The sequence below is a fragment of the Pantoea sp. SGAir0183 genome, from assembly GCF_043545505.1.
Genome location: NZ_CP028053.1, coordinates 3,242,534 through 3,262,100, shown reverse-complemented (window position 1 = coordinate 3,262,100; position 19,567 = coordinate 3,242,534). Strand labels below are relative to the sequence as shown.

General features: G+C 53.8%; 22 protein-coding genes, 1 other RNA gene and 1 other annotated feature. Of the genes, 13 read left to right on the top strand and 10 right to left on the bottom strand.

Annotated elements, in window-relative coordinates:
* The first annotated feature begins 91 nt into the window (after positions 1 to 91).
* Positions 92 to 649: a YbaY family lipoprotein gene (locus C1N59_RS15240; RefSeq protein WP_054688066.1), complete on the top strand. Its 558-nt coding sequence runs from the start codon at positions 92 to 94 to the stop codon at positions 647 to 649.
* 40 nt (positions 650 to 689) lie between these two features.
* Here C1N59_RS15240 and C1N59_RS15235 read toward each other — a convergent pair whose 3' ends face one another.
* Entirely contained in the window at positions 690 to 1,031 is a 342-nt protein-coding gene (locus C1N59_RS15235) for an MGMT family protein (protein ID WP_394549831.1), read from the bottom strand.
* 134 nt (positions 1,032 to 1,165) lie between these two features.
* Between C1N59_RS15235 and ffs the strand changes: the two genes are divergently transcribed.
* An RNA gene (gene ffs, locus C1N59_RS15230) (signal recognition particle sRNA small type) lies at positions 1,166 to 1,262 on the top strand.
* 167 nt (positions 1,263 to 1,429) lie between these two features.
* On the opposite strand, the gene C1N59_RS15225 is transcribed toward ffs, so the two are convergent.
* From C1N59_RS15225 to C1N59_RS15215, 3 genes are all read right to left on the bottom strand, one after another.
* The gene (locus tag C1N59_RS15225; protein ID WP_006117940.1) at positions 1,430 to 1,645 is read right to left on the bottom strand and encodes an HHA domain-containing protein; all 216 of its coding nucleotides are present in this window, start codon (positions 1,643 to 1,645) and stop codon (positions 1,430 to 1,432) included.
* Positions 1,646 to 1,669: 24 nt separating this feature from the next.
* The gene (gene tomB / locus C1N59_RS15220) at positions 1,670 to 2,047 is read right to left on the bottom strand and encodes an Hha toxicity modulator TomB (protein ID WP_039338473.1); all 378 of its coding nucleotides are present in this window, start codon (positions 2,045 to 2,047) and stop codon (positions 1,670 to 1,672) included.
* Positions 2,048 to 2,193: 146 nt separating this feature from the next.
* A complete protein-coding gene (locus tag C1N59_RS15215) occupies positions 2,194 to 2,547 on the bottom strand; it encodes a hypothetical protein (protein ID WP_033738682.1) in 354 nt (117 codons plus the stop codon).
* Positions 2,548 to 2,896: 349 nt separating this feature from the next.
* Between C1N59_RS15215 and C1N59_RS15210 the strand changes: the two genes are divergently transcribed.
* The 3 genes from C1N59_RS15210 to C1N59_RS15200 are packed head-to-tail and all read left to right on the top strand — an operon-like array spanning position 2,897 to position 5,292.
* Positions 2,897 to 3,565, top strand: a complete 669-nt coding sequence (locus C1N59_RS15210) for a metal ABC transporter ATP-binding protein (protein ID WP_033738793.1) — start codon at positions 2,897 to 2,899, stop codon at positions 3,563 to 3,565.
* Positions 3,562 to 4,401 carry a metal ABC transporter permease gene (locus C1N59_RS15205; RefSeq protein WP_006117933.1) on the top strand — a complete coding sequence of 280 codons (840 nt, stop codon included), beginning with the start codon at positions 3,562 to 3,564 and terminating at the stop codon, positions 4,399 to 4,401. Before C1N59_RS15210 ends, C1N59_RS15205 begins: the two co-directional genes overlap by 4 nt.
* A 12-nt stretch (positions 4,402 to 4,413) precedes the next feature.
* Positions 4,414 to 5,292: a metal ABC transporter substrate-binding protein gene (locus C1N59_RS15200; protein WP_033738684.1), complete on the top strand. Its 879-nt coding sequence runs from the start codon at positions 4,414 to 4,416 to the stop codon at positions 5,290 to 5,292.
* Positions 5,293 to 5,349: 57 nt separating this feature from the next.
* Here C1N59_RS15200 and ykgO read toward each other — a convergent pair whose 3' ends face one another.
* From ykgO to C1N59_RS15180, 4 genes are all read right to left on the bottom strand, one after another.
* Positions 5,350 to 5,490 (bottom strand): type B 50S ribosomal protein L36, encoded by a 141-nt coding sequence (gene ykgO / locus C1N59_RS15195; RefSeq protein WP_006117931.1) that lies wholly within the window; start codon positions 5,488 to 5,490, stop codon positions 5,350 to 5,352.
* Positions 5,491 to 5,501: 11 nt separating this feature from the next.
* The gene (locus C1N59_RS15190; RefSeq protein ID WP_033738687.1) at positions 5,502 to 5,756 is read right to left on the bottom strand and encodes a type B 50S ribosomal protein L31; all 255 of its coding nucleotides are present in this window, start codon (positions 5,754 to 5,756) and stop codon (positions 5,502 to 5,504) included.
* Between the two features lie 559 nt (positions 5,757 to 6,315).
* A complete protein-coding gene (locus tag C1N59_RS15185; RefSeq protein ID WP_033738689.1) occupies positions 6,316 to 9,474 on the bottom strand; it encodes a multidrug efflux RND transporter permease subunit AcrB in 3,159 nt (1,052 codons plus the stop codon).
* 16 nt (positions 9,475 to 9,490) lie between these two features.
* Positions 9,491 to 10,693 (bottom strand): efflux RND transporter periplasmic adaptor subunit, encoded by a 1,203-nt coding sequence (locus C1N59_RS15180; protein WP_006117928.1) that lies wholly within the window; start codon positions 10,691 to 10,693, stop codon positions 9,491 to 9,493.
* A gap of 142 nt (positions 10,694 to 10,835) precedes the next feature.
* On the opposite strand from C1N59_RS15180, the gene acrR reads away from it, so the two are divergent.
* On the top strand, positions 10,836 to 11,474 hold the full coding sequence (gene acrR / locus C1N59_RS15175) for a multidrug efflux transporter transcriptional repressor AcrR (protein WP_039338471.1): 639 nt from the start codon (positions 10,836 to 10,838) through the stop codon (positions 11,472 to 11,474).
* On the opposite strand, the gene rsmS is transcribed toward acrR, so the two are convergent.
* Positions 11,471 to 11,626, bottom strand: coding sequence for a pleiotropic regulatory protein RsmS (rsmS, locus tag C1N59_RS15170; RefSeq protein WP_006117926.1), 156 nt, complete (start codon positions 11,624 to 11,626; stop codon positions 11,471 to 11,473). The genes acrR and rsmS overlap by 4 nt on opposite strands.
* 76 nt (positions 11,627 to 11,702) lie before the next feature.
* On the bottom strand, positions 11,703 to 12,233 hold the full coding sequence (locus C1N59_RS15165; protein WP_283787652.1) for a primosomal replication protein: 531 nt from the start codon (positions 12,231 to 12,233) through the stop codon (positions 11,703 to 11,705).
* A gap of 57 nt (positions 12,234 to 12,290) precedes the next feature.
* Here C1N59_RS15165 and C1N59_RS15160 point away from each other — a divergent pair, with 57 nt between their 5' ends.
* The 7 genes from C1N59_RS15160 to adk all read left to right on the top strand — a co-directional run bounded on the left by C1N59_RS15160 (position 12,291) and on the right by adk (position 19,396).
* The gene (locus C1N59_RS15160) at positions 12,291 to 12,680 is read left to right on the top strand and encodes a DUF454 family protein (protein WP_033738795.1); all 390 of its coding nucleotides are present in this window, start codon (positions 12,291 to 12,293) and stop codon (positions 12,678 to 12,680) included.
* Between the two features lie 145 nt (positions 12,681 to 12,825).
* Positions 12,826 to 13,377 (top strand): adenine phosphoribosyltransferase, encoded by a 552-nt coding sequence (apt, locus tag C1N59_RS15155; protein ID WP_006117923.1) that lies wholly within the window; start codon positions 12,826 to 12,828, stop codon positions 13,375 to 13,377.
* A 158-nt stretch (positions 13,378 to 13,535) separates the two neighbouring features.
* Positions 13,536 to 15,512 (top strand): DNA polymerase III subunit gamma/tau, encoded by a 1,977-nt coding sequence (gene dnaX, locus C1N59_RS15150; protein ID WP_039338469.1) that lies wholly within the window; start codon positions 13,536 to 13,538, stop codon positions 15,510 to 15,512.
* Positions 14,854 to 14,915: a sequence feature (DnaX frameshifting element), on the top strand. Its footprint overlaps the gene before it by 62 nt.
* Positions 15,513 to 15,568: 56 nt before the next feature.
* Complete coding sequence (locus C1N59_RS15145) at positions 15,569 to 15,898, top strand: YbaB/EbfC family nucleoid-associated protein (protein ID WP_033738698.1); 330 nt, start codon at positions 15,569 to 15,571, stop codon at positions 15,896 to 15,898.
* Positions 15,898 to 16,503 carry a recombination mediator RecR gene (gene recR, locus C1N59_RS15140; protein WP_006117920.1) on the top strand — a complete coding sequence of 202 codons (606 nt, stop codon included), beginning with the start codon at positions 15,898 to 15,900 and terminating at the stop codon, positions 16,501 to 16,503. The genes C1N59_RS15145 and recR overlap by 1 nt, the downstream gene beginning before the upstream one ends.
* Positions 16,504 to 16,601: 98 nt before the next feature.
* Positions 16,602 to 18,476 (top strand): molecular chaperone HtpG, encoded by a 1,875-nt coding sequence (gene htpG, locus C1N59_RS15135; protein ID WP_033738700.1) that lies wholly within the window; start codon positions 16,602 to 16,604, stop codon positions 18,474 to 18,476.
* A 275-nt stretch (positions 18,477 to 18,751) separates the two neighbouring features.
* Positions 18,752 to 19,396: an adenylate kinase gene (gene adk / locus C1N59_RS15130; RefSeq protein ID WP_033738701.1), complete on the top strand. Its 645-nt coding sequence runs from the start codon at positions 18,752 to 18,754 to the stop codon at positions 19,394 to 19,396.
* Positions 19,397 to 19,567 lie beyond the last annotated feature (171 nt).

Sequence of the window (19,567 nt, the reverse complement as noted above, 5' to 3'; positions counted from 1 at the left end):
TTTGTGCCAACATTAAAGCTATACGGCGAGTGAAACGCTGTAATAAAGATTCACTGCTAAAAATCATTCTGATCAAAAGGAGACGACATCGATGAAATTCTGGCATGTGTTAAGTGGCGTCGCGATGGCCATGGCTCTCGCAGGTTGTGCCCATAAAGGAAAACCGGTACCGACACCGACATTGGGTTCTGCGGTCGCAGGACAAACGGCGACCATCGCTCAGCCTAATGTAAGCGGGGCGGTTTATATTCGTCAGCGTATCGCGTTACCGCCTGATGCAGCCCTGACAGTGACCCTGTCTGATGCATCGGTGGCAGATGCACCGTCCAAAGTGTTGGCACAGCGCGTGGTTCGCACCGACGGGAAACAGGCGCCGTTCCATTTCATACTGCCGTTTAACCCAGCGGATGTTCAGCCAAATGCACGCATTTTGTTGAGCGCAGCAATTACGGTTGATGGCAAGCTGGCCTTCGTTACGGAAGAAGTGAAACCGGTCGTGAATCAGGGCGGCACCAAAGCCGATCTGGTGTTAGTGCCCGTGCCTTCTGTACCGATGAAGACTCAGCCTGGCGCCGTCACCACTGTGCCACCCACATCGCCCACGCAGGTTACGCCGTCCGCCGCCGTGCCGGCACCGACAACGATGTAAGGCTCTGAGGCAGGGCGGCGTGCTGTACCGCCCTGCAGTATTAAAACTGCCAGCGAAACTTAGCCAGATCGATCTGACCTGCCTCCGTAACTTCCACGCCTTCCGCTTCCAGCGCTTCACGCTGACGAAAAAAACGTTCGCCCTGGAGCGAAAGCGTACCGTTACGGTTAATCACTCTATGCCAGGGAAGCGTACTGCCTTCCGGTAAGCGGCTCAGAACGCCGCCCACCTGGCGCGCCGCGCGGGGCGAGCCTGCCAGTAATGCCACATCGCCATAGGTGGTAACCTTGCCGGGCGGAATGGCGGCCACAATTTGCCAGATACGTTGTTTAAAGCCGTCAGTGGTTGAGTTCATAGGCTTACCTGCCAGTAAAAGAACCATAATGCTAACATAAAGGGGGTAATTTACAGGGATCGTACAAGAAACCAACGGTCATCCGTGCCAGGCTTGCAATTGCCATAGGCTTCCCCGATAATGCCTGCGCTCTCGATATGAGGGCTTGTCAATGGGGGCCCTGTTGGTTCTCCCGCAATGCTAGCTTGTGAACTCGGTCAGGTCCGGAAGGAAGCAGCCGCAGCAGGTGACGCGTGTGCCGGGATGTAGCTGGCAGGGCCTCCACCATTTTGTCTCCACCCGATTCCTCTCTTGTCACTCGCTTTTTTTGACACGCCTCTTTCTTCGCAGGCAGGCAAAGCTCGCCTGGGCCGATCCATTGCCGGCAGGCGAGTCGAACAGAAACGGGCGGGTTAAATCAGATTAAACGTAACGCAAAAATTAACTTAGCGTACAAATTTCCATACTGACACGGGGACTTTGTCATACAGTTTGTTCATCGTCAGTTCAGCCAGGCGGTGATCGGCTGCGGAGTAAAATACGGCTAATTCATCATCGGACAATTCATACTTATTTTTCTCAATCACTCTTTCGAGCGTGTCAATTGAGCGACAACGTCTCAGTCGCATCAAATAATCAGTTTTAGTCAGGGTTTTGTTCATAAATAAACCGTTCTCACGTCAGTACTATAATGAATGGCTTGGCTGTTGAAGATAAGCGCACTCTTCTTGAAACAGATTAAATAAACGTTTTGCTGAACGTTGCCAGCGCTGCAGATCCTGAGTGTTAACGCTATAGTTGCTAAATAGCATAAAAGTATCATCAAGATATTCATCGATTTGGGTAATCAGCGCTTCGTCTTCTGCATGCTTAATTTTGTAATTCATGGTGAAAGAGGCGATATGCTCTATCAGATCGTTCAGCTGTAAATTACCATCGGCAGTAGGGTCATTTACCCAGCCATGATGGCTGTCGGTTAATGTTGCCATACTGGCGTCAAACAAACTCTCACACACGTATTTAAGCTGGGCAATATCATGCCGTTTCGGTGAGTATTCGTCCATCTTTTTCCCCTCCGTAGCTAGCAAAGTTACCGCAATGCGGCCAGGTTCGGTGAAGCGGCCAGGAAGTGGTGGTTGGGCTTATAATTAACGGACTGCATTAAGGATAGTGTAAAATCATTAGTTCTGCTCACCTCCATTACTAAATATTACAATTCATCTCCGGGTGAGGGACGGTGATTCTCAATGGGCTCAAACACAAGCGCGGCAGGGCCGATATGAAAACTGACTTGTTCATTTTGCGTAATGGTTTCATTTAAATCCAGACAAGGATTAAATAAATTCCACTGGAAATCGTAAAGTAACTTAAATCTATTCGGTCCGGTCATCTGAACATCAATAACTTTTAAACTGTCTGGTACTAACTGAGCGTTTGCGGAATACCATTGCAAATCGCCAACCAGAGATTCTGTTATTTTGAGAATATTCCGTTCAATGATTGTAGCTAATTTTACGCAATCCGTTTCATTCTGCGCAACATCACATTCAATGCTTACTGACATAGCTTACTCATAATAAATGTCTTCAGACCCATCATTGATGTTCTTTTGTCGCTTTGCAAGTCCCCCTCTTCAGCAATATTGCGCTGTGATGCTCTCATTTAAGCAAGTGATTGATTCACTGCTGCTTCTTATTGGGCCTTATACGGGCAATTTGTGCCCTGGTTTATTTTTTGAAACACATTGCCGTGCCAGCGGGCGGACAACATCGGGTATGATGGTTGTTATGTTATAACATTTTTGGTGTAGTGATGAATCAAAGTGGACTGTTGATGTCACTCGGTGGACGGCTGTTGGTGGCATTGATGTTAATCGCCGTACTGGCGCTGGCGATGTGGTGGGGAATGCAGCCGTGATAACGTTCAGGCATTTGCAGGCAGGTTATCAGGGACGCGCGGTCACGCCCGTTGTGACAACAGAACTGGCGCAGGGCAGTATGACCGCCTTAATCGGTGCCAACGGCAGCGGTAAATCTACCCTGATAAAGACGATCGCCGGATTATTACCCCCGGTAAGCGGGCAGTGTGATGTGCGGATCTCGCGCCGTGAAGTGGGCTGGTTGCCGCAACGTAGCGAACTGGAAACGCGTTTCCCTCTCACCGTGTTTGAGCTGGTTTCTATTGGCTGCTGGCCGCGCTGTGGCTGGTTTGGCGGCATTAACCGGGCACTGCGCAATGAGATAAACGCCGCGCTGGATGCGGTGCAGATGCGTGATTATGCGGATGCTCAGCCCGCGACATTGTCTGGCGGCCAGCTACAGCGTGTCCTGTTTGCCCGGCTCATGCTGCAACGTAGTCGCTTGTGGCTGCTGGATGAGCCTTTTAACGGCATTGACAGCAAAACGGTGGCGTTACTGATGTCAATTCTGCAGCAGCAGCAGCAGGCGGGCACGACGCTGCTGGTCGTGTTGCATGACCGTCCGTTAGTTGAACGTTATTTTACGGATGTGCTGTCAATGGATGAGGGATCGCATCAGCGCAGTGCGGTTGCTATGACGCCGTTACGGAGCATTGCCCCGTGACGCTTATTCAACCTTTTATTGAATTCAGCTTTATGCGCAGGGCGCTGGTGGCCTGTATTGCTCTGGCATTCAGTGCCACCCCGCTGGGCGTCTTTCTCTCCTTGCGGCGTATGAGCCTGATCGGTGATGCGTTATCCCATGCCGTACTGCCCGGTGCCGCCATTGGCTATTTAATCTCAGGCTTATCCCTTGTTGCGATGGGCGTGGGTGGGCTGATAGCGGGGCTGGCGGTGGCGTTATTGTCCGGTGCGGTCAGCCGTTATACGCCACTGAAAGAAGATGCGAGTTTTGCCGGCTTCTATCTGGGTTCGCTGGCGCTGGGCGTGACGTTAGTGTCACTACGCGGTTCCAGCGTGGATCTGCTTCACGTCCTGTTCGGTTCATTGCTGGCGGTGGACAACCCGGCCCTGATCGTGGTGGGCAGCATCGCCGCGTTTACCCTCTTGATGCTGGCGGTGATCTATCGCCCTCTGGTCATTGACGCTTTTGATGCGGATTTCCTTCGTGCGCAAGGTAAATGGAGCGCACCACTGGTGCACGGTATTTTCCTGACGCTGGTGGTGCTTAACCTGGTGGCGGGTTTTCAAGTGCTGGGCACGCTGATGTCGGTCGGGCTGATGATGTTGCCTGCCGCCAGCGCGCGATTCTGGAGCCGTCATCTGGTGCTGATGCTGGGCGCGGCCATGTTGATGGCTGTCCTGTCGGCATTTACGGGATTAGTCCTTTCCTGGCACTTTTCACTGCCGGCCGGACCGGCGGTGGTGTTGAGTGCCGCAATGTTGTTTTTTCTCTCCATCTTAACAGGGCCGTGCGGTGGCATTCTGCGCCGCCATTAATCAGAGGTAGCGATGAAGATATTACCCATTAGTCTGGCAATCGGTGCATTAGTCGTCAGCCCCTTCACCATGGCGAAAACGATCGATGCAGTGGCGAGTTTTACCGTGCTGGCCGATATCGTCAAACAAATTGGCGGCGATCATGTTCATGTTAAAAGCCTGGTCGGGCCCAATGGCGATCCCCATACTTTCGAACCGACGCCGCAGGACAGCGAAGCGCTGGCAAAAGCCGATGTGGTGTTTGTCAGCGGACTCGGTCTGGAGGGCTGGATGAACCGTCTGGTGACGGCCTCAGGTTATAAAGGGGAGCCCGTAGTGGCCTCGACAGGGATTGAAACCCGCACGATGGAAGAGGATGGCAAAACCATTACCGATCCCCATGCGTGGAACAGCATGTATAACGGCACCATTTATGCCAAAAACGTGATGAATGCGTTAATCAAGGCCGATCCCCAGGACGCTGAAGATATCCGTCAGCGCGGCGAAAAATATATTCAGCAACTGCAAAAGCTGGACGCCTGGGCCAAAACCTCTTTTGCCGCCATTCCGCAGCAAAAACGTAAGGTGCTGACCAGCCATGATGCTTTCGGTTACTTTGGCCAACGCTATGGCGTCACGTTCCTTGCGCCGGTTGGTTTCTCCACCGAAGCGGAAGCCAGCGCCAGCGATGTAGCCAGTTTGATCACCCAACTTAAGCAGGAGCATATCAAAACCTACTTTATGGAAAATCAGACCGATCCCCGTCTGGTGAAACAGATTGCCAGCGCGACAGGCGCGAAGCCGGGTGGTGAGCTTTATCCGGAAGCGCTGTCCACCGCGTCCGGCCCGGCGCCGACCTATGAAGCCGCGTTTAAACACAACGTTGACGTGATGCTCAAGAGCATGCGCTAAGCATAAAAAAAGCCGGAATGGCTCGAAAGAGACAGTCCGGCTAAGGTTCACGACACATCAACGTTTTTTCTTTCTTCCCTGCACGGCTTTAAAGCGCGGATTCGTTTTGCAGATGACATAGATACGGCCTTTACGCCGAACGACTTTGCAATCCCGATGGCGACGCTTTGCGCAACGGAGTGAGCTGAGTACCTGCATGTTGCCCTCGCTTATTTCCGACCCAGAAAACGCCCAAAACGCTGATTAAAGCGCGCGGTACTGCCTTCTTTGGCAAAGTCTTTCTGCTTACCGGTGTAAAACACATGAGAGGCCGAGGAGACATCAAGCGTCACATACGGCAGGGTTTCGCCTTCAAACTCAACGGTACGGTCGGTTTTGATTGTTGAACCGATTTTGAAAAAGACATCAGCCGAGGTGTCATGGAACACCACGGCACGATAGGAGGGATGAATATTCGCTTTCATACTTCTCAACAATGTAATGTTATAATATAACAATATTATGCGCCGTGGCCGATATGAATGCAACCCTGTAAAACCCAGGGGAAACAGCGGGGCGGCGATGGCGGGCAAACCGTGCAACGGATAGCACGCTGTCGCTGACTGAGAACAGGCGCAGGGCAGACCGTGCTTCAGGCAGACAGGAAAGAACAGATTTGCGCTGCCACAAAGACAAAGTGGCTTCAGACACGCTTGTCAGCCGCGTGACACGTCAGCGCAGTCTGACGAGAGGGTAAGAAGCCGGGCAGAGACAAGAGAAAGAAGCGGGTGTGAAATCAGCGTGAACCGGTTAAGACCGAAAAGAAGCAAAGTGACTCGTCAGGTCATCCGGGATCGCGCCGGACGTGACCAGCCTGAATGTAAAAGAGGGTGAGGAAGGCAGCGTTCACCCCGAGTGAACAGGAAGTTATCGCGATAATACAAGCCAGCGTCATCGTGGCAGCGGTTAATCCCTGCGGCTGTCAAAAAAGAGACGGCGTGAGGCATTAAAAAAGGCCGCTGATGCGGCCTTTAAGTTTACAGATTAATGCGAGTGGTCAGGATGATCGACGGGATGACCCTTTTCGATTTCGGCTTTGTTTTTACCAAAGCGACGACGCACCACCACAAAGAATACCGGTACGAAGAAGATGGCCAGCGCGGTCGCGGTCACCATCCCGCCCATGACGCCCGTACCGACCGCATTCTGTGCACCAGAGCCGGCACCGGTACTGATGGCCAGCGGCAGTACGCCCAGAATAAACGCCAGTGAGGTCATCAGGATAGGACGCAGACGCATACGGCAGGCTTCAAGCGTGGCTTCCACCAGCCCTTTGCCTTCTTTCTCCATCAGGTCCTTCGCAAATTCCACGATCAGGATGGCGTTCTTCGCCGAGAGGCCAATAGTGGTCAGTAACCCCACGACAAAGTAAACGTCATTGCTCAGTCCGCGCAAGGTCGTAAAGATCAATGCACCGACCACGCCCAGCGGAACCACCAGCATGACCGAGAACGGAATGGACCAGCTCTCATACAGGGCCGCGAGGCACAGGAACACGACGATCAGTGAAATGGCATACAAGGCAGGTGCCTGGTTACCCGACAGACGTTCCTGATAGGACATCCCGGTCCAGTCAAAGCCAATGCCCGACGGCAGTTTCGAAGCCAGTTCTTCCATCAGGTTCATGGCATCACCGGAGCTCTTGCCGGGGGCTGCCTGCCCAAGGATTTCCATAGACGGTAAACCGTTGTAACGTTCCAGACGCGGTGAACCATACTGCCAGCGTGCTGATGAGAAGGCAGAGAAGGGCACCATCTCGCCGTTGCTGTTTCGGACATACCACTTATTGATGTCGTCAGGCAGCATACGCGCATCAGCTTTACCCATCACGTAGACTTTCTTCACACGACCGCGGTCAATGAAGTCATTAACGTAAGAGCCGCCCCAGGATGCGCCCAGCGTGGTATTGATATCACTGAGTGAGACACCCAGTGCCTGGGCTTTCTCCTGATCGATATCCAGTTTGAACTGCGGCGTATCTTCCAGACCGTTGGGACGCACACCGACCAGCGTATCCGGATGTTGTGCGATCATGCCAAACAGCTGGTTACGCGCCTGCGTCAGCTTTTCATGCCCCAGGTTACCCTGATCGATAAGTTCAAAGTCAAAGCCGGTCGCGTTACCTAACTCGATAATGGCAGGCAGGTTAAACGCAAAGACCATACCGTCTTTAATTTGCGCCAGCGCTTGCATTGCACGTCCCTGGATCGCAGGCACTTTCATGTCGCTGCTGGTACGCTCATCCCACGGCTTGAGGCTGACGAAGGCAATACCGGTATTCTGTCCACGGCCCGCAAAGCCAAAGCCCGCAACGGTAAAGACAGATTTCACCGAGTCTTTTTCTTTCGTCAGGAAGTAATCAGAAACCTGATCCAGCACTTTCTGCGTGCGCTCCTGTGTGGCACCGGCAGGGAGCTGAGCCTGAGCCAGTAACAGGCCCTGATCTTCTTCCGGCAGGAACGATGAAGGCAGACGCAGGAACAGAAATGCCATCCCCAGCACAATCAGCAGATAAAGCAGCAGATAGCGACCCGTACCGCGAACGATGTGACCTACGCTGTCAACATAGTGATGCGTACTCTTGTCGAACAGGCGGTTAAACCAGCCAAAGAAGCCTTTGGTGGCGCCGTGATCGCCTTTTTTCACCGGCTTGAGCATAGTGGCGCAGAGTGCGGGGGTCAGAATCAACGCAACCAGTACTGACAGTGCCATGGCCGACACGATGGTGATGGAGAACTGACGATAAATCACGCCGGTCGATCCACCAAAGAAAGCCATGGGAATAAAGACCGCTGACAGCACCAGGGCAATACCGACCAGTGCGCCCTGAATCTGCTCCATCGAGCGCTTGGTCGCTTCTTTCGGTGGCAGTCCTTCCTCCACCATGACGCGCTCGACGTTCTCGACCACCACGATGGCGTCATCCACCAACAGGCCGATGGCCAGCACCATCCCGAACATCGTCAGGGTGTTTATCGAGTAACCAAAGGCGCCGATAATGGCGAAGGTCCCCAGCAACACAACCGGCACGGCAATAGTCGGAATCAGCGTGGCTCGGAAGTTTTGCAGGAACAGATACATCACCAGGAACACCAACAGAATCGCTTCCATCAGTGTTTTCACCACTTCGAAAATAGAAATTTTAACGAACGGTGTGGTGTCGTAAGGATAAACGACCTTCATTCCCGCCGGGAACGTTGGCTGCAGCTTAGCCAGCTCGGCTTTAACGGCTTCGGCGGTATTCAGGGCGTTAGCGCCAGTCGCCAGTTTGATACCGATACCGGACGCAGGCTTACCGTTATAGCGCGCAATGATCTCGTAGTTTTCACCACCCAGTTCGATCTGTGCCACATCGCGCAGACGCACCTGAGAGCCATCGTTATTCACTTTCAGCAGAATGTTGCCGAACTCTTTGGTGGAGGTCAGACGCGTTTGCGCAATAATCGAGGCGTTCAGCTGCTGTCCCGGCACCGGCGGTGTTCCGCCTAACTGACCGGCAGCCACCTGGGCGTTCTGGGTTTTAAGTGCATTGATCACATCAACCGGCGTCAGCTGATAGTTATTTAACTTACTCGGATCCATCCAGATGCGCATCGCGTACTGCGCACCAAAGACCTGGGTATCACCCACGCCAGGCGTACGGCTGATAGGATCTTTGATGTTAGAGGCAACATAGTCAGCAATATCGTTCTGCGTCATGCTGCCATCATCGCTGATGAAACCCGCTACCATCAGGAAGCTACTGGAGGATTTTTTAACCTGAATCCCCTGTTGTTGCACTTCCTGAGGCAGCAGTGGCATTGCCAGCTGCAGTTTGTTCTGCACCTGAACCTGCGCGATATCCGCATCAGTCCCTGACTGGAAGGAGATAGTCAGCGTCAGAGCACCCGAGGAATCACTGCTTGATGACATATACATCAGGCCATCAATGCCGTTCATGTTTTGTTCGATGACCTGCGTCACCGAGTCTTGCAACGTTTTCGCGTCAGCACCAGGGTAGTTAGCCTGAATCTCAATGGCCGGTGGCGCAACATTGGGATATTGCTCAATCGGTAATTTAATAATCGATAACGCGCCCGCCAGCATGACGATAATAGCCAGCACCCACGCAAAGATTGGGCGATCGATAAAGAACTTAGCCATGTATCAACGGCTCCTGTTAGGACGATGTTTTAGCAGACTGGGCCTGAGAGGGATCACCTTTTGCGGCTTTTGCATCGTCTGTGACTTCTTTAGGTGTAACTTGTGCACCCGGTTTTGCACGCTGCAGACCTGTAAAGATCACACGCTCGCCCGCTTTCAGACCTTCTGTTACCAGCCATTTATCGCCAATAGCCTGGGCTGCTTTGATCTTACGTGCTTCAACTTTATTGTCCGCGCCGACCACCATGACAGAGGCGTCACCGGTTGGTGTGCGCGTTACCGCCTGCTGAGGAACGAGCAGGGCGTTTGGATTGGTACCTTCATCCAGACGGGCACGTACAAACATCCCTGGCAGCAAGGCTTTATCAGGGTTAGGGAAGATCGCGCGCAGGGTGATCGAGCCGGTGGTTTGATCAACGGTCACATCCGAGAACTCCAGCGTACCCGGCTGAGCATAGTTTTTACCATTCTGCATCAGCAGGGTAACGTTGGCTTTGCCATCGTTCTGTTTCAGCTGACCGGACTCCAGTTCTGAACGCAGACGCAGGAAATCTTCACTCGACTGGGTAACATCGACATACATCGGATCCAACTGCTGCACCGTGGCCAGCGCTGTGGTTTGCCCGCTTTGTACCAGCGCACCTTCTGTAACGGATGACTTACCAATGCGGCCACTGATAGGCGAAGAGACTTTTGTGTACGCCAGGTTAATGCGTGCGGTTTCTACGTTAGCCTTCGCGGCCTGAACGGCCGCATTGTTTTGTGCCGCGGTGGCGACGGCATTATCGTAGTCCTGCTGACTGATATATTTGGTGCCAAGCAGCGGCTTATAACGATTGACCGTCAGTTGCGCTATACGTGCATTGGCCTCTGCTTTCGCTAAATCGGCTTTGGCGCTGTCATAGGACGCCTGATAGGTCGCGGGATCGATCTGATAGAGCGATTCACCGGCTTTAATCTCACTGCCTTCAATAAAGTTACGCTTCAGAATGATACCGGAAACCTGCGGACGCACTTCGGCAATACGGTAAGCCAGGGTACGGCCAGGCAGTTCGGTCGAAATTTTTAGGGGTTCACTTTTAACGGTGACAACACCGACTTCCGGCGGCTGTTGTTGGGCGGCCTGGTCGGATTTATTTCCGTCACATCCTGTTAACACAAAGCTGCCTGAGAGCATCAGGACGGCCGCCAGAGGCGTTAACCCTCTGAATTTGTTCATAAATAAACCTCTAGAGTCCGATATCAAATGATCAATGGATCACAAAGCCATGAACCCATTGCTGCGTATTATTTTAGCTCGTGCTATGGTACATACATTCACAAATGTATGTAAACTTACCTGTTTGTAAAAAAAGTCCCCTATGGCACGAAAAACCAAAGCGCAAGCTCTTGAAACCCGGCATCAAATTCTGGACGCCGCCCTTGCTCTGTTTTCGAAAGAGGGGGTTTCAGCCACCTCCCTGGCGGACATCGCTTCTGCAGCCAGCGTAACCCGTGGCGCTATCTACTGGCATTTCAAAAACAAAGCCGATTTGTTGAACGAAATATGGCTTCGCTGCGATGCCGGGCTTAATGAAGTGAAACTTGAGTATCAAACAAAATACCCCGGTGATCCACTCTCCATTTTACGGGCGATGCTGGTCTATATCTTTCAGGCGACTGCGCGCGATCCGCAGCGCCGTGCGTTGATGGAAATCATCTTTCATAAATGCGAATTTGTCGGGGAAATGGCTGCCGTAAAAAGTATCCAGCAAAGTCTGTTGCTTGAGCGTTACAACGAAATTGAAGACGTACTGCGTCAGTGCATTGATGCCGGGCAACTTCCAGAAACGTTCCAGACCCGACAGGCGGCGTTAATCATGCGCAGCTATGTCAATGGCATGATGGAAAGCTGGCTTTTTACGCCTGGCAAATTCGATCTGGTTGCCGATGCGCCCGAACTGGTGGATGCCCTGATTGATATGTTGCGCTTAAGTCCGACGCTGGCAAAAAAGGCTTAGTCTTTGCGCTGTTCGTCGCGTTTCTTTTCGTAATCGCGCTGAACAATGGCCAGGGCGGACAACACCGTTTCCACCGACAGTTGGTGTTCTTCAAACAGCTGAATCAAATCTACCGCCAGTTTGACCTCTTCGGGGGCCGTTTCCAGGGACATCATTCCTCCTGCGACGTTGTATCATGGGCCTGATAAGCGTGCCATCCTGCGATGGCGGTCTTGCAAAGATAGCGCATTAACTGCTAAACGGGCTGTCTGACAGTGACATTGCCCACTCCACCGAGCGGATCGCCTGCCGGCAGCGTGCCATACGGCCTTCCAGTACCTCCAGGTCTTTTTTCAACTGCTGCTGAACGGCAAAGGTTTCTGCCAGCGACAGCCGTTGCTCCCGCTGGTCGATCATCGCCTGTAGTCGACGCTCATATTCCCGGTATTCCAGATATTTTTGCTGACGGGCGGAAGGCCGGACACGTTCTGCGCGGCTACGAAGTTGCTGGGTACTGGCTTCACGCTGCAGGGCAGCGATTTGGTCCACCAGATGACCCGCCAGCCACTGGCTACGTTCCACATCCTCGCCGGCCTGACAAAGGCGCTGATAGTTGTGCTCAATCTCCTGCAGATAATCGGCCAGTCGGGTCCCTTTCGTCGTAAAGAGTTGGTTGTCAAAACGCGGCGAGCGACACTCGCCGTCGGGATGGCTGTGGATGGCCTGGCGCAAGGTGAGAAGGCAGTGATGCAGCCTTTGCCGCGTCGGATGCTTACTCATTGCGCCCAACGCAGGTATGCTAAAGTCATGCAACGGAAAACGCACTGGGTGGCAGGTATGCAACGCATTGTCTTATTAACCCTGGGTTGGCTGGCGATAGTGCTTGGCATACTGGGCATTGTATTACCTTTATTACCTACAACGCCATTCATGCTGCTGGCAGCATGGTGTTTTGCCCGTTCTTCACCACGTTTTCATCACTGGCTGCTCTGGAAATCGCCCTTTGGTCGCTATATTCGTCACTGGCAACAGCATCGTGGCATGCCGCCAGGGGCAAAAAGCCGCGCCATCATACTGATTGTGGCGACATTTGCGTTATCCTTGTGGCTGGTGCCAGTGCTGTGGGTACGGATCATGCTGGGCATCATGTTGTGCCTTCTGTTGCTGTTTATGTGGCGGATGCCGGTGGTGGCAGAAACACCAGACGACAGTTTACCTCCGCGATAAAGTTGCAATTAGCCGGCCATTTGCTTAGATTTGGGCCTCTTCGTGTGCGGCTTCCCATTATGAATGTATTTCCGCTGAACCTTTAATCAGGTATTGGCGCTATTGAAGCTGCGCAAAACAGAATTTTTTTACCAGGCTTAAGATTATGACCGACACTGCGCAGCAGCTTGAACTGATTAAAAACAGTATCAAAAGTATTCCTGATTACCCGAAGCCGGGTATTCTTTTCCGTGACGTCACCAGCCTGTTGGAAGACCCGAACGCCTATGCAGCGTCCATCGCCCTGCTGGTTGAGCGCTACCGTAATAAAGGCATCACCAAAGTTGTCGGCACAGAAGCGCGTGGCTTCCTCTTTGGTGCGCCGGTTGCCCTGGGGCTGGGGCTGGGTTTTGTCCCGGTGCGTAAACCGGGCAAACTGCCACGTGAAACCTACAGCGAATCCTACGAGCTGGAATACGGTACCGACCAACTGGAATTGCACAAAGATGCGATCCAGCCGGGCGACGTCGTGCTGGTGGTCGACGATCTGCTGGCGACCGGCGGAACGCTGGAAGCCACGATCAAACTGATCCGTCGTGCAGGCGGTGAAGTAAAAGATGCTGCTTTTATTATTAACCTGTTCGATTTGGCAGGGGAAGCCCGCCTCAAGGCGCTGGGCGTTGACAGCTACAGCCTGGTCAATTTCCCCGGCCACTAAGCCTCGCTTCTGGCCTCGCGCACCTGTGGGGCCATTCCGCTTTACCGCTTCAAGATAACGAGTGATAGGTGAAAGCGTAGCTGTTAGACTACTGCAATCATATACAGGGGTTGCAGTGCGTCTGCGCTCACATTTCCATCCAAATTCGTCGAAACCACATGAGCTATCAGGTACTTGCCCGAAAATGGCGTCCACAGGCGTTTGCTGATGTTGTCGGTCAGGAACATGTTCTGACGGCGCTGGCGAATGGATTGTCTCTGGGACGCATCCATCATGCTTATCTCTTCTCCGGCACACGGGGCGTAGGGAAAACCACGATTGCCCGTCTGCTGGCAAAAGGCCTTAACTGCGAAACCGGGATCACCGCCACGCCCTGTGGCCAGTGCGATAACTGCCGTGAGATCGAACAGGGCCGTTTTGTCGATCTCATCGAAATTGATGCCGCCTCGCGCACCAAAGTGGAAGACACGCGCGATCTGCTTGATAACGTGCAGTATGCGCCCGCCCGCGGCCGCTTTAAAGTTTACCTTATTGATGAAGTGCACATGCTGTCGCGTCACAGCTTCAATGCGCTGCTGAAAACGCTGGAAGAACCGCCTTCACACGTTAAATTCCTGCTGGCGACGACCGATCCGCAGAAGCTGCCGGTGACAATCCTGTCCCGTTGTCTGCAGTTTCACCTTAAAGCGCTGGATGTTGACCAGATCCGTCAGCAGCTTGACAATGTATTAGAACAGGAGCAGATCGCCCGGGAACCTCGGGCGCTGCAACTGCTGGCCCGTGCTGCCGATGGCAGTATGCGCGATGCGCTGAGCCTTACCGATCAGGCCATTGCGATGGGCGAGGGCAGCGTGACCAGCGCGACCGTCGGGGCGATGCTCGGGACGCTTGACGATGAGCAACCCCTGGGGCTGCTTGAAGCCGTAGTCGACGGCAACGGGGAACAGGTGATGGCGTTGCTGGCGCAGGCAGCTTCGCGCGGGGTTGACTGGGAGGCATTGCTCGTTGAGATGCTTCGCCTGCTGCACCGCATTGCCATGGTACAGTTACTGCCTGCCTCTCTTAACGACGATGAAGAAAGCAATGCGTTGCGCCTACGGGAACTGGCGCGCGTCGTGCCGCCTGCCGATCTGCAGCTTTATTATCAAACCCTGCTGATGGGGCGCAAAGATTTACCCCTTGCGCCCGATCGTCGTATGGGCATTGAGATGGCCTTATTGCGCGCGCTGGCGTTTCATCCCAAAGCGGCCGTCGCGGAGCCGATCGCGCGGCCCACGCTGACCGCGCAGTCAGCGCCGGTGCCGGTACAGAACGTACCGCCGTCGCCAACCGAATCGGCGCCCGCTGCCCGGCCACAAATGGCGGCACCCGAACCCGCTTCGGCACCAACCGCGCAGTCTGTCTCGCCTGCGGCACCCGAACCGTCACTGTCCAGTTCCACCAGCCAGCTCCTGCAGGCGCGAACCCAACTGCTGCGCCAGGGAGCAAACAAAGCAAAAAAGAGTGAGCCGGCAGCGCCAGGTGCGCGGCCGGCCAGTTCTGCCCTTGAGCGACTGGCCTCGGTGACCGAACGCAGTCAGCAGCGTGTGCGTGAGCGCGCCCCTGAAGCGCCGGTAAAAAAAGAGGCGTACCGCTGGAAAGCGCTGACGCCCGTAACCGAAGCGGCCGCGCCCGTCGCCACGCCAAAAGCCTTGCGTTCTGCGCTGGAGCATGAGAAAAATCCTGAGCTGGCCGCACGGCTGGCTGAAGAAGCCCAGCAGCGTGATGCCTGGGCGGCTGAAGTGGCCGGTTTGCCGCTGCCTAAACTGGTTCAACAGCTGGCGTTGAATGCCTGGAAAGAGACCACCGATCAGGGTATTTGCCTGCATTTACGTTCCAGCCAGCGCCACCTGAATTCGGCCTCCGCGCAGCAGGCCCTGACCGCCGCATTGAGTCAGGTTGCCGGACATCAGGTTGAACTGTCGGTTATTGAAGACGATAATCCTACGGTATTGACGCCACTGGAGTGGCGTCAGGCCATTTATGAAGAGAAGCTGGCGCAGGCGCGTCAGTCCATCTTGAGTGACAGCCACATTCAAACCCTTCGTCGCTTTTTCGATGCCGATTTGGATGAGGAAAGCATTCGACCCGTTTGAACACGCTGCAACGTTATGAATAAACCGCGTTGTAGCCTCAGCAGAGAGAGAAAACTATGTTTGGTAAAGGCGGATTGGGCAACCTGATGAAACAGGCCCAGCAGATGCAAGACAAAATGGCCCAGGTTCAGGAAGAAATTGCCGCCCTGGAAGTCACGGGTGAATCAGGCGCAGGCATGGTCAAAGTGACCATCAATGGTGCCCACAACTGCCGCCGTGTGGAAGTCGATCCCAGCTTGCTGGAAGATGACAAAGACATGCTGGAAGATTTGATCGCTGCCGCCTTCAACGACGCGGCGCGTCGCATTGATGAAGCGCAGAAAGAGAAAATGGCGTCTGTCTCTTCAGGCATGCAGTTGCCACCAGGCTTCAAGATGCCGTTCTGATGCAAACCAGCCCACTGCTAGAGTCCTTAATGGAATCATTGCGCTGTTTGCCGGGCGTTGGGCCGAAGTCGGCGCAACGGATGGCGTTCCAACTGCTACAGCGCGATCGTAGTGGGGGAATGCGGCTGGCACAGGCGCTGACCCGGGCAATGTCGGAAATCGGTCACTGTGCCGATTGCCGCACCTTCACCGAGCAGGAAATCTGCACTATCTGCGCCAATCCCCGGCGTCAGCAAAACGGTCAGATCTGCGTGGTGGAAAGTCCGGCAGATATCCATGCTATTGAGCAAACCGGGCAATTTGCCGGCCGTTATTTCGTTCTGATGGGCCATCTTTCGCCCCTGGATGGCATTGGCCCGGCAGATATCGGTCTCGATCGGCTGGAACAGCGTCTGGAGAAGGAAGCGATTCAGGAAGTGATCCTGGCGACCAACCCCACCGTGGAAGGCGAAGCGACCGCGAACTACATTGCAGAATTATGCGGCCAGTATGGCGTTGAAGCCAGCCGCATTGCGCATGGCGTTCCGATGGGCGGCGAACTGGAAATGGTGGATGGCACCACGCTATCCCACTCACTGGCAGGCCGCCAGAAGATTAAATTTTAAACGCTTGCCGGCGTTGTGAAAAACGCCGGCTTGAAAATCCTGCATGTACCCCCACATCCTCCTCAACGTTCGTTAAATCTGATTCTGTTGAGGTAGCAATGACCATGAAAGGACAAGAGACTCGTGGCTTTCAGTCAGAGGTAAAACAACTTCTGCACCTGATGATCCATTCTCTCTATTCAAACAAAGAGATTTTCCTGCGTGAACTGATTTCCAACGCCTCGGATGCGGCGGATAAACTGCGCTTCCGCGCGCTGTCTGATGCCAGCCTGTACGAAGGCGATGGTGACCTGCGCGTGCGTCTCTCTGTCGATAAGGATAACCGCACCATCACGCTGAGCGATAACGGTATCGGCATGCGCCGTGATGAAGTGATTGAAAACCTTGGCACTATTGCAAAATCCGGCACCAAAGCCTTTCTGGAATCCCTGGGCTCCGATCAGGCCAAAGACAGTCAGCTGATCGGTCAGTTCGGTGTGGGTTTCTACTCGGCCTTTATCGTTGCCGACAAAGTCTCGGTGCGCACGCGCGCGGCGGGTGCCGCCGAAGACGAAGGCGTGTTCTGGGAATCGGCAGGTGAAGGTGAGTATACCATCGCTGACATCAGCAAAGCCGATCGCGGTACGGAAATCACCTTGCACCTGCGTGAAGGCGAAGATGAATTCCTCGACAGCTGGCGCGTCCGCAACATCATTGGTAAATACTCCGATCACATTGCGTTGCCGGTTGAAATCGAAACCAAAGATGAAGAAAGCGGCACCACGACCTGGGAGAAAATCAACAAAGCTCAGGCGCTGTGGACCCGCAGCAAGTCAGAGATCAGCGACGAAGAGTACAAAGAGTTCTACAAACATATTGCCCATGATTTCAGCGATCCGGCGACATGGAGCCACAACCGCGTAGAAGGGAAACAGGAGTACACCAGCCTGCTATATATCCCGGCTCGCGCACCGTTCGACATGTGGAACCGCGACCATAAACATGGTCTGAAACTCTACGTGCAGCGCGTGTTTATCATGGATGACGCCGAGCAGTTTATGCCGAACTACCTGCGCTTTGTGCGCGGCCTGATTGACTCTAACGATCTGCCGCTCAACGTATCGCGTGAGATTCTGCAGGACAGCCGTGTTACCCAGAATCTGCGCGGTGCGTTGACCAAACGTGTTCTGCAGATGCTGGAGAAGCTGGCGAAAGAGGACAGCGAAAAGTACCAGACCTTCTGGAAAGAGTTTGGTCTGGTCCTGAAAGAGGGCCCCGCTGAAGATCACGCCAACAAAGAGACGATTGCCAAACTGCTGCGTTTTGCCACCACACAAAGCGAGAGCGCGGCGCAAACCGTGTCGCTGGAAGATTACGTCAGCCGTATGGTCGAGGGTCAGGAGAAGATCTACTACATTACCGCCGACAGCTATGCTGCAGCGAAAAGCAGTCCGCATCTGGAGCTGTTCCGTAAAAAAGGCATTGAGGTCCTGCTGCTGTCCGATCGTATCGATGAATGGATGATGAGCTATCTGACCGAGTTCGACGGTAAGGCCTTCCAGTCCGTCAGCAAAGCGGATGAAGCGCTGGATAAGCTGGCTGACGAAGAAACGGAAGCGCAGAAAGAAGCGGAAAAAGCGCTGGAACCTTTTGTTGAGCGCGTGAAAACGCTGCTGGGCGAACGTGTGAAAGAAGTCCGTCTGACGCACCGTCTGACCGATACGCCTGCGATTGTGACCACCGATGCAAACGAGATGACCACGCAAATGGCCAAACTGTTCGCGGCGGCAGGACAGGACGTGCCGGAAGTGAAATATATCTTCGAGATCAACCCCGATCACCAACTGGTGAAGCGCGTGGCAGATACCCAGGATGAAGCCCGCTTCGGTGAATGGATTGAGCTGTTACTGGATCAGGCCCTGCTGGCAGAGCGCGGCACGCTGGACGATCCTAATCAGTTTATCCGTCGGATGAACCAACTGCTGACGGCGTAAGACGACGAAACCGGTGAGATCCTCACCGGTTTTTTTTGGCTGCAGCCTTCCTGCCTTCCGGCACCCATATTTGTTGCGCAACCGCCTTAAAAGCCCCATTGTACCCGCTACCAGTCCGAAAATGCCTTTTCACTGGTATCGCGCACTGCGATCGCTGGCTAAAGTCAGTACACTGATCTGCGTTGATCCGCCCCTTCCTTGTGGTGCGCGGATCATAATGGTATGTTCTTCCGCTTCTCAGATTCATCAATGCGATTCGCAAGGGGATTTACGCAATGCGTATTATTCTGCTCGGAGCTCCGGGCGCAGGTAAGGGGACTCAAGCCCAATTCATCATGGAGAAATACGGCATTCCGCAGATCTCCACTGGCGACATGTTGCGTGCAGCGGTTAAAGCGGGCACCGAACTGGGCAACCAGGCGAAAGCCATTATGGATGCCGGCAAGCTGGTTACTGATGAGCTGGTGATTGCGCTGGTTAAAGAGCGCATCGCCCAGGAAGATTGCAAAAACGGTTTCCTGCTTGATGGTTTCCCACGCACCATTCCTCAGGCTGACGCAATGAAAGAAGCCGGTATCAAAGTGGACTATGTGCTGGAGTTCGCTGTGCCGGATGAACTGATCGTTGAACGCATCGTCGGTCGCCGTGTTCATGCGCCATCAGGCCGTGTTTACCATGTCAAATTCAATCCACCGAAAGTGGAAGGCAAGGATGACGTGACCGGTGAAGAGCTGACCACGCGTAAAGACGATCAGGAAGAAACGGTGCGCAAACGTCTGGTGGAATACCATCAGCTAACCGCACCGCTGATTGCTTACTACAGCAAAGAAGCCGAAGCGGGTAACACTGAGTACCACAAAATCGACGGCACACGTAATGTGTCCGACGTGAGTGCAGAGCTGGCTAAAATTCTGGGCTAAGCAGAGAGGGGCCGGTACGACTGGCCCCTTTTGCTGTAGTGAATCTACCCATATTTTCCTGCGTTTTCCTTCTTCGTTGTCCTCTGAACGCCAGCCGCGCTTGTCGCAGACCGTTTTCTGGCCCTTGCTGCCTGACAGGTACGGAACCGCATTGCAGTCGTGCTGCATCCT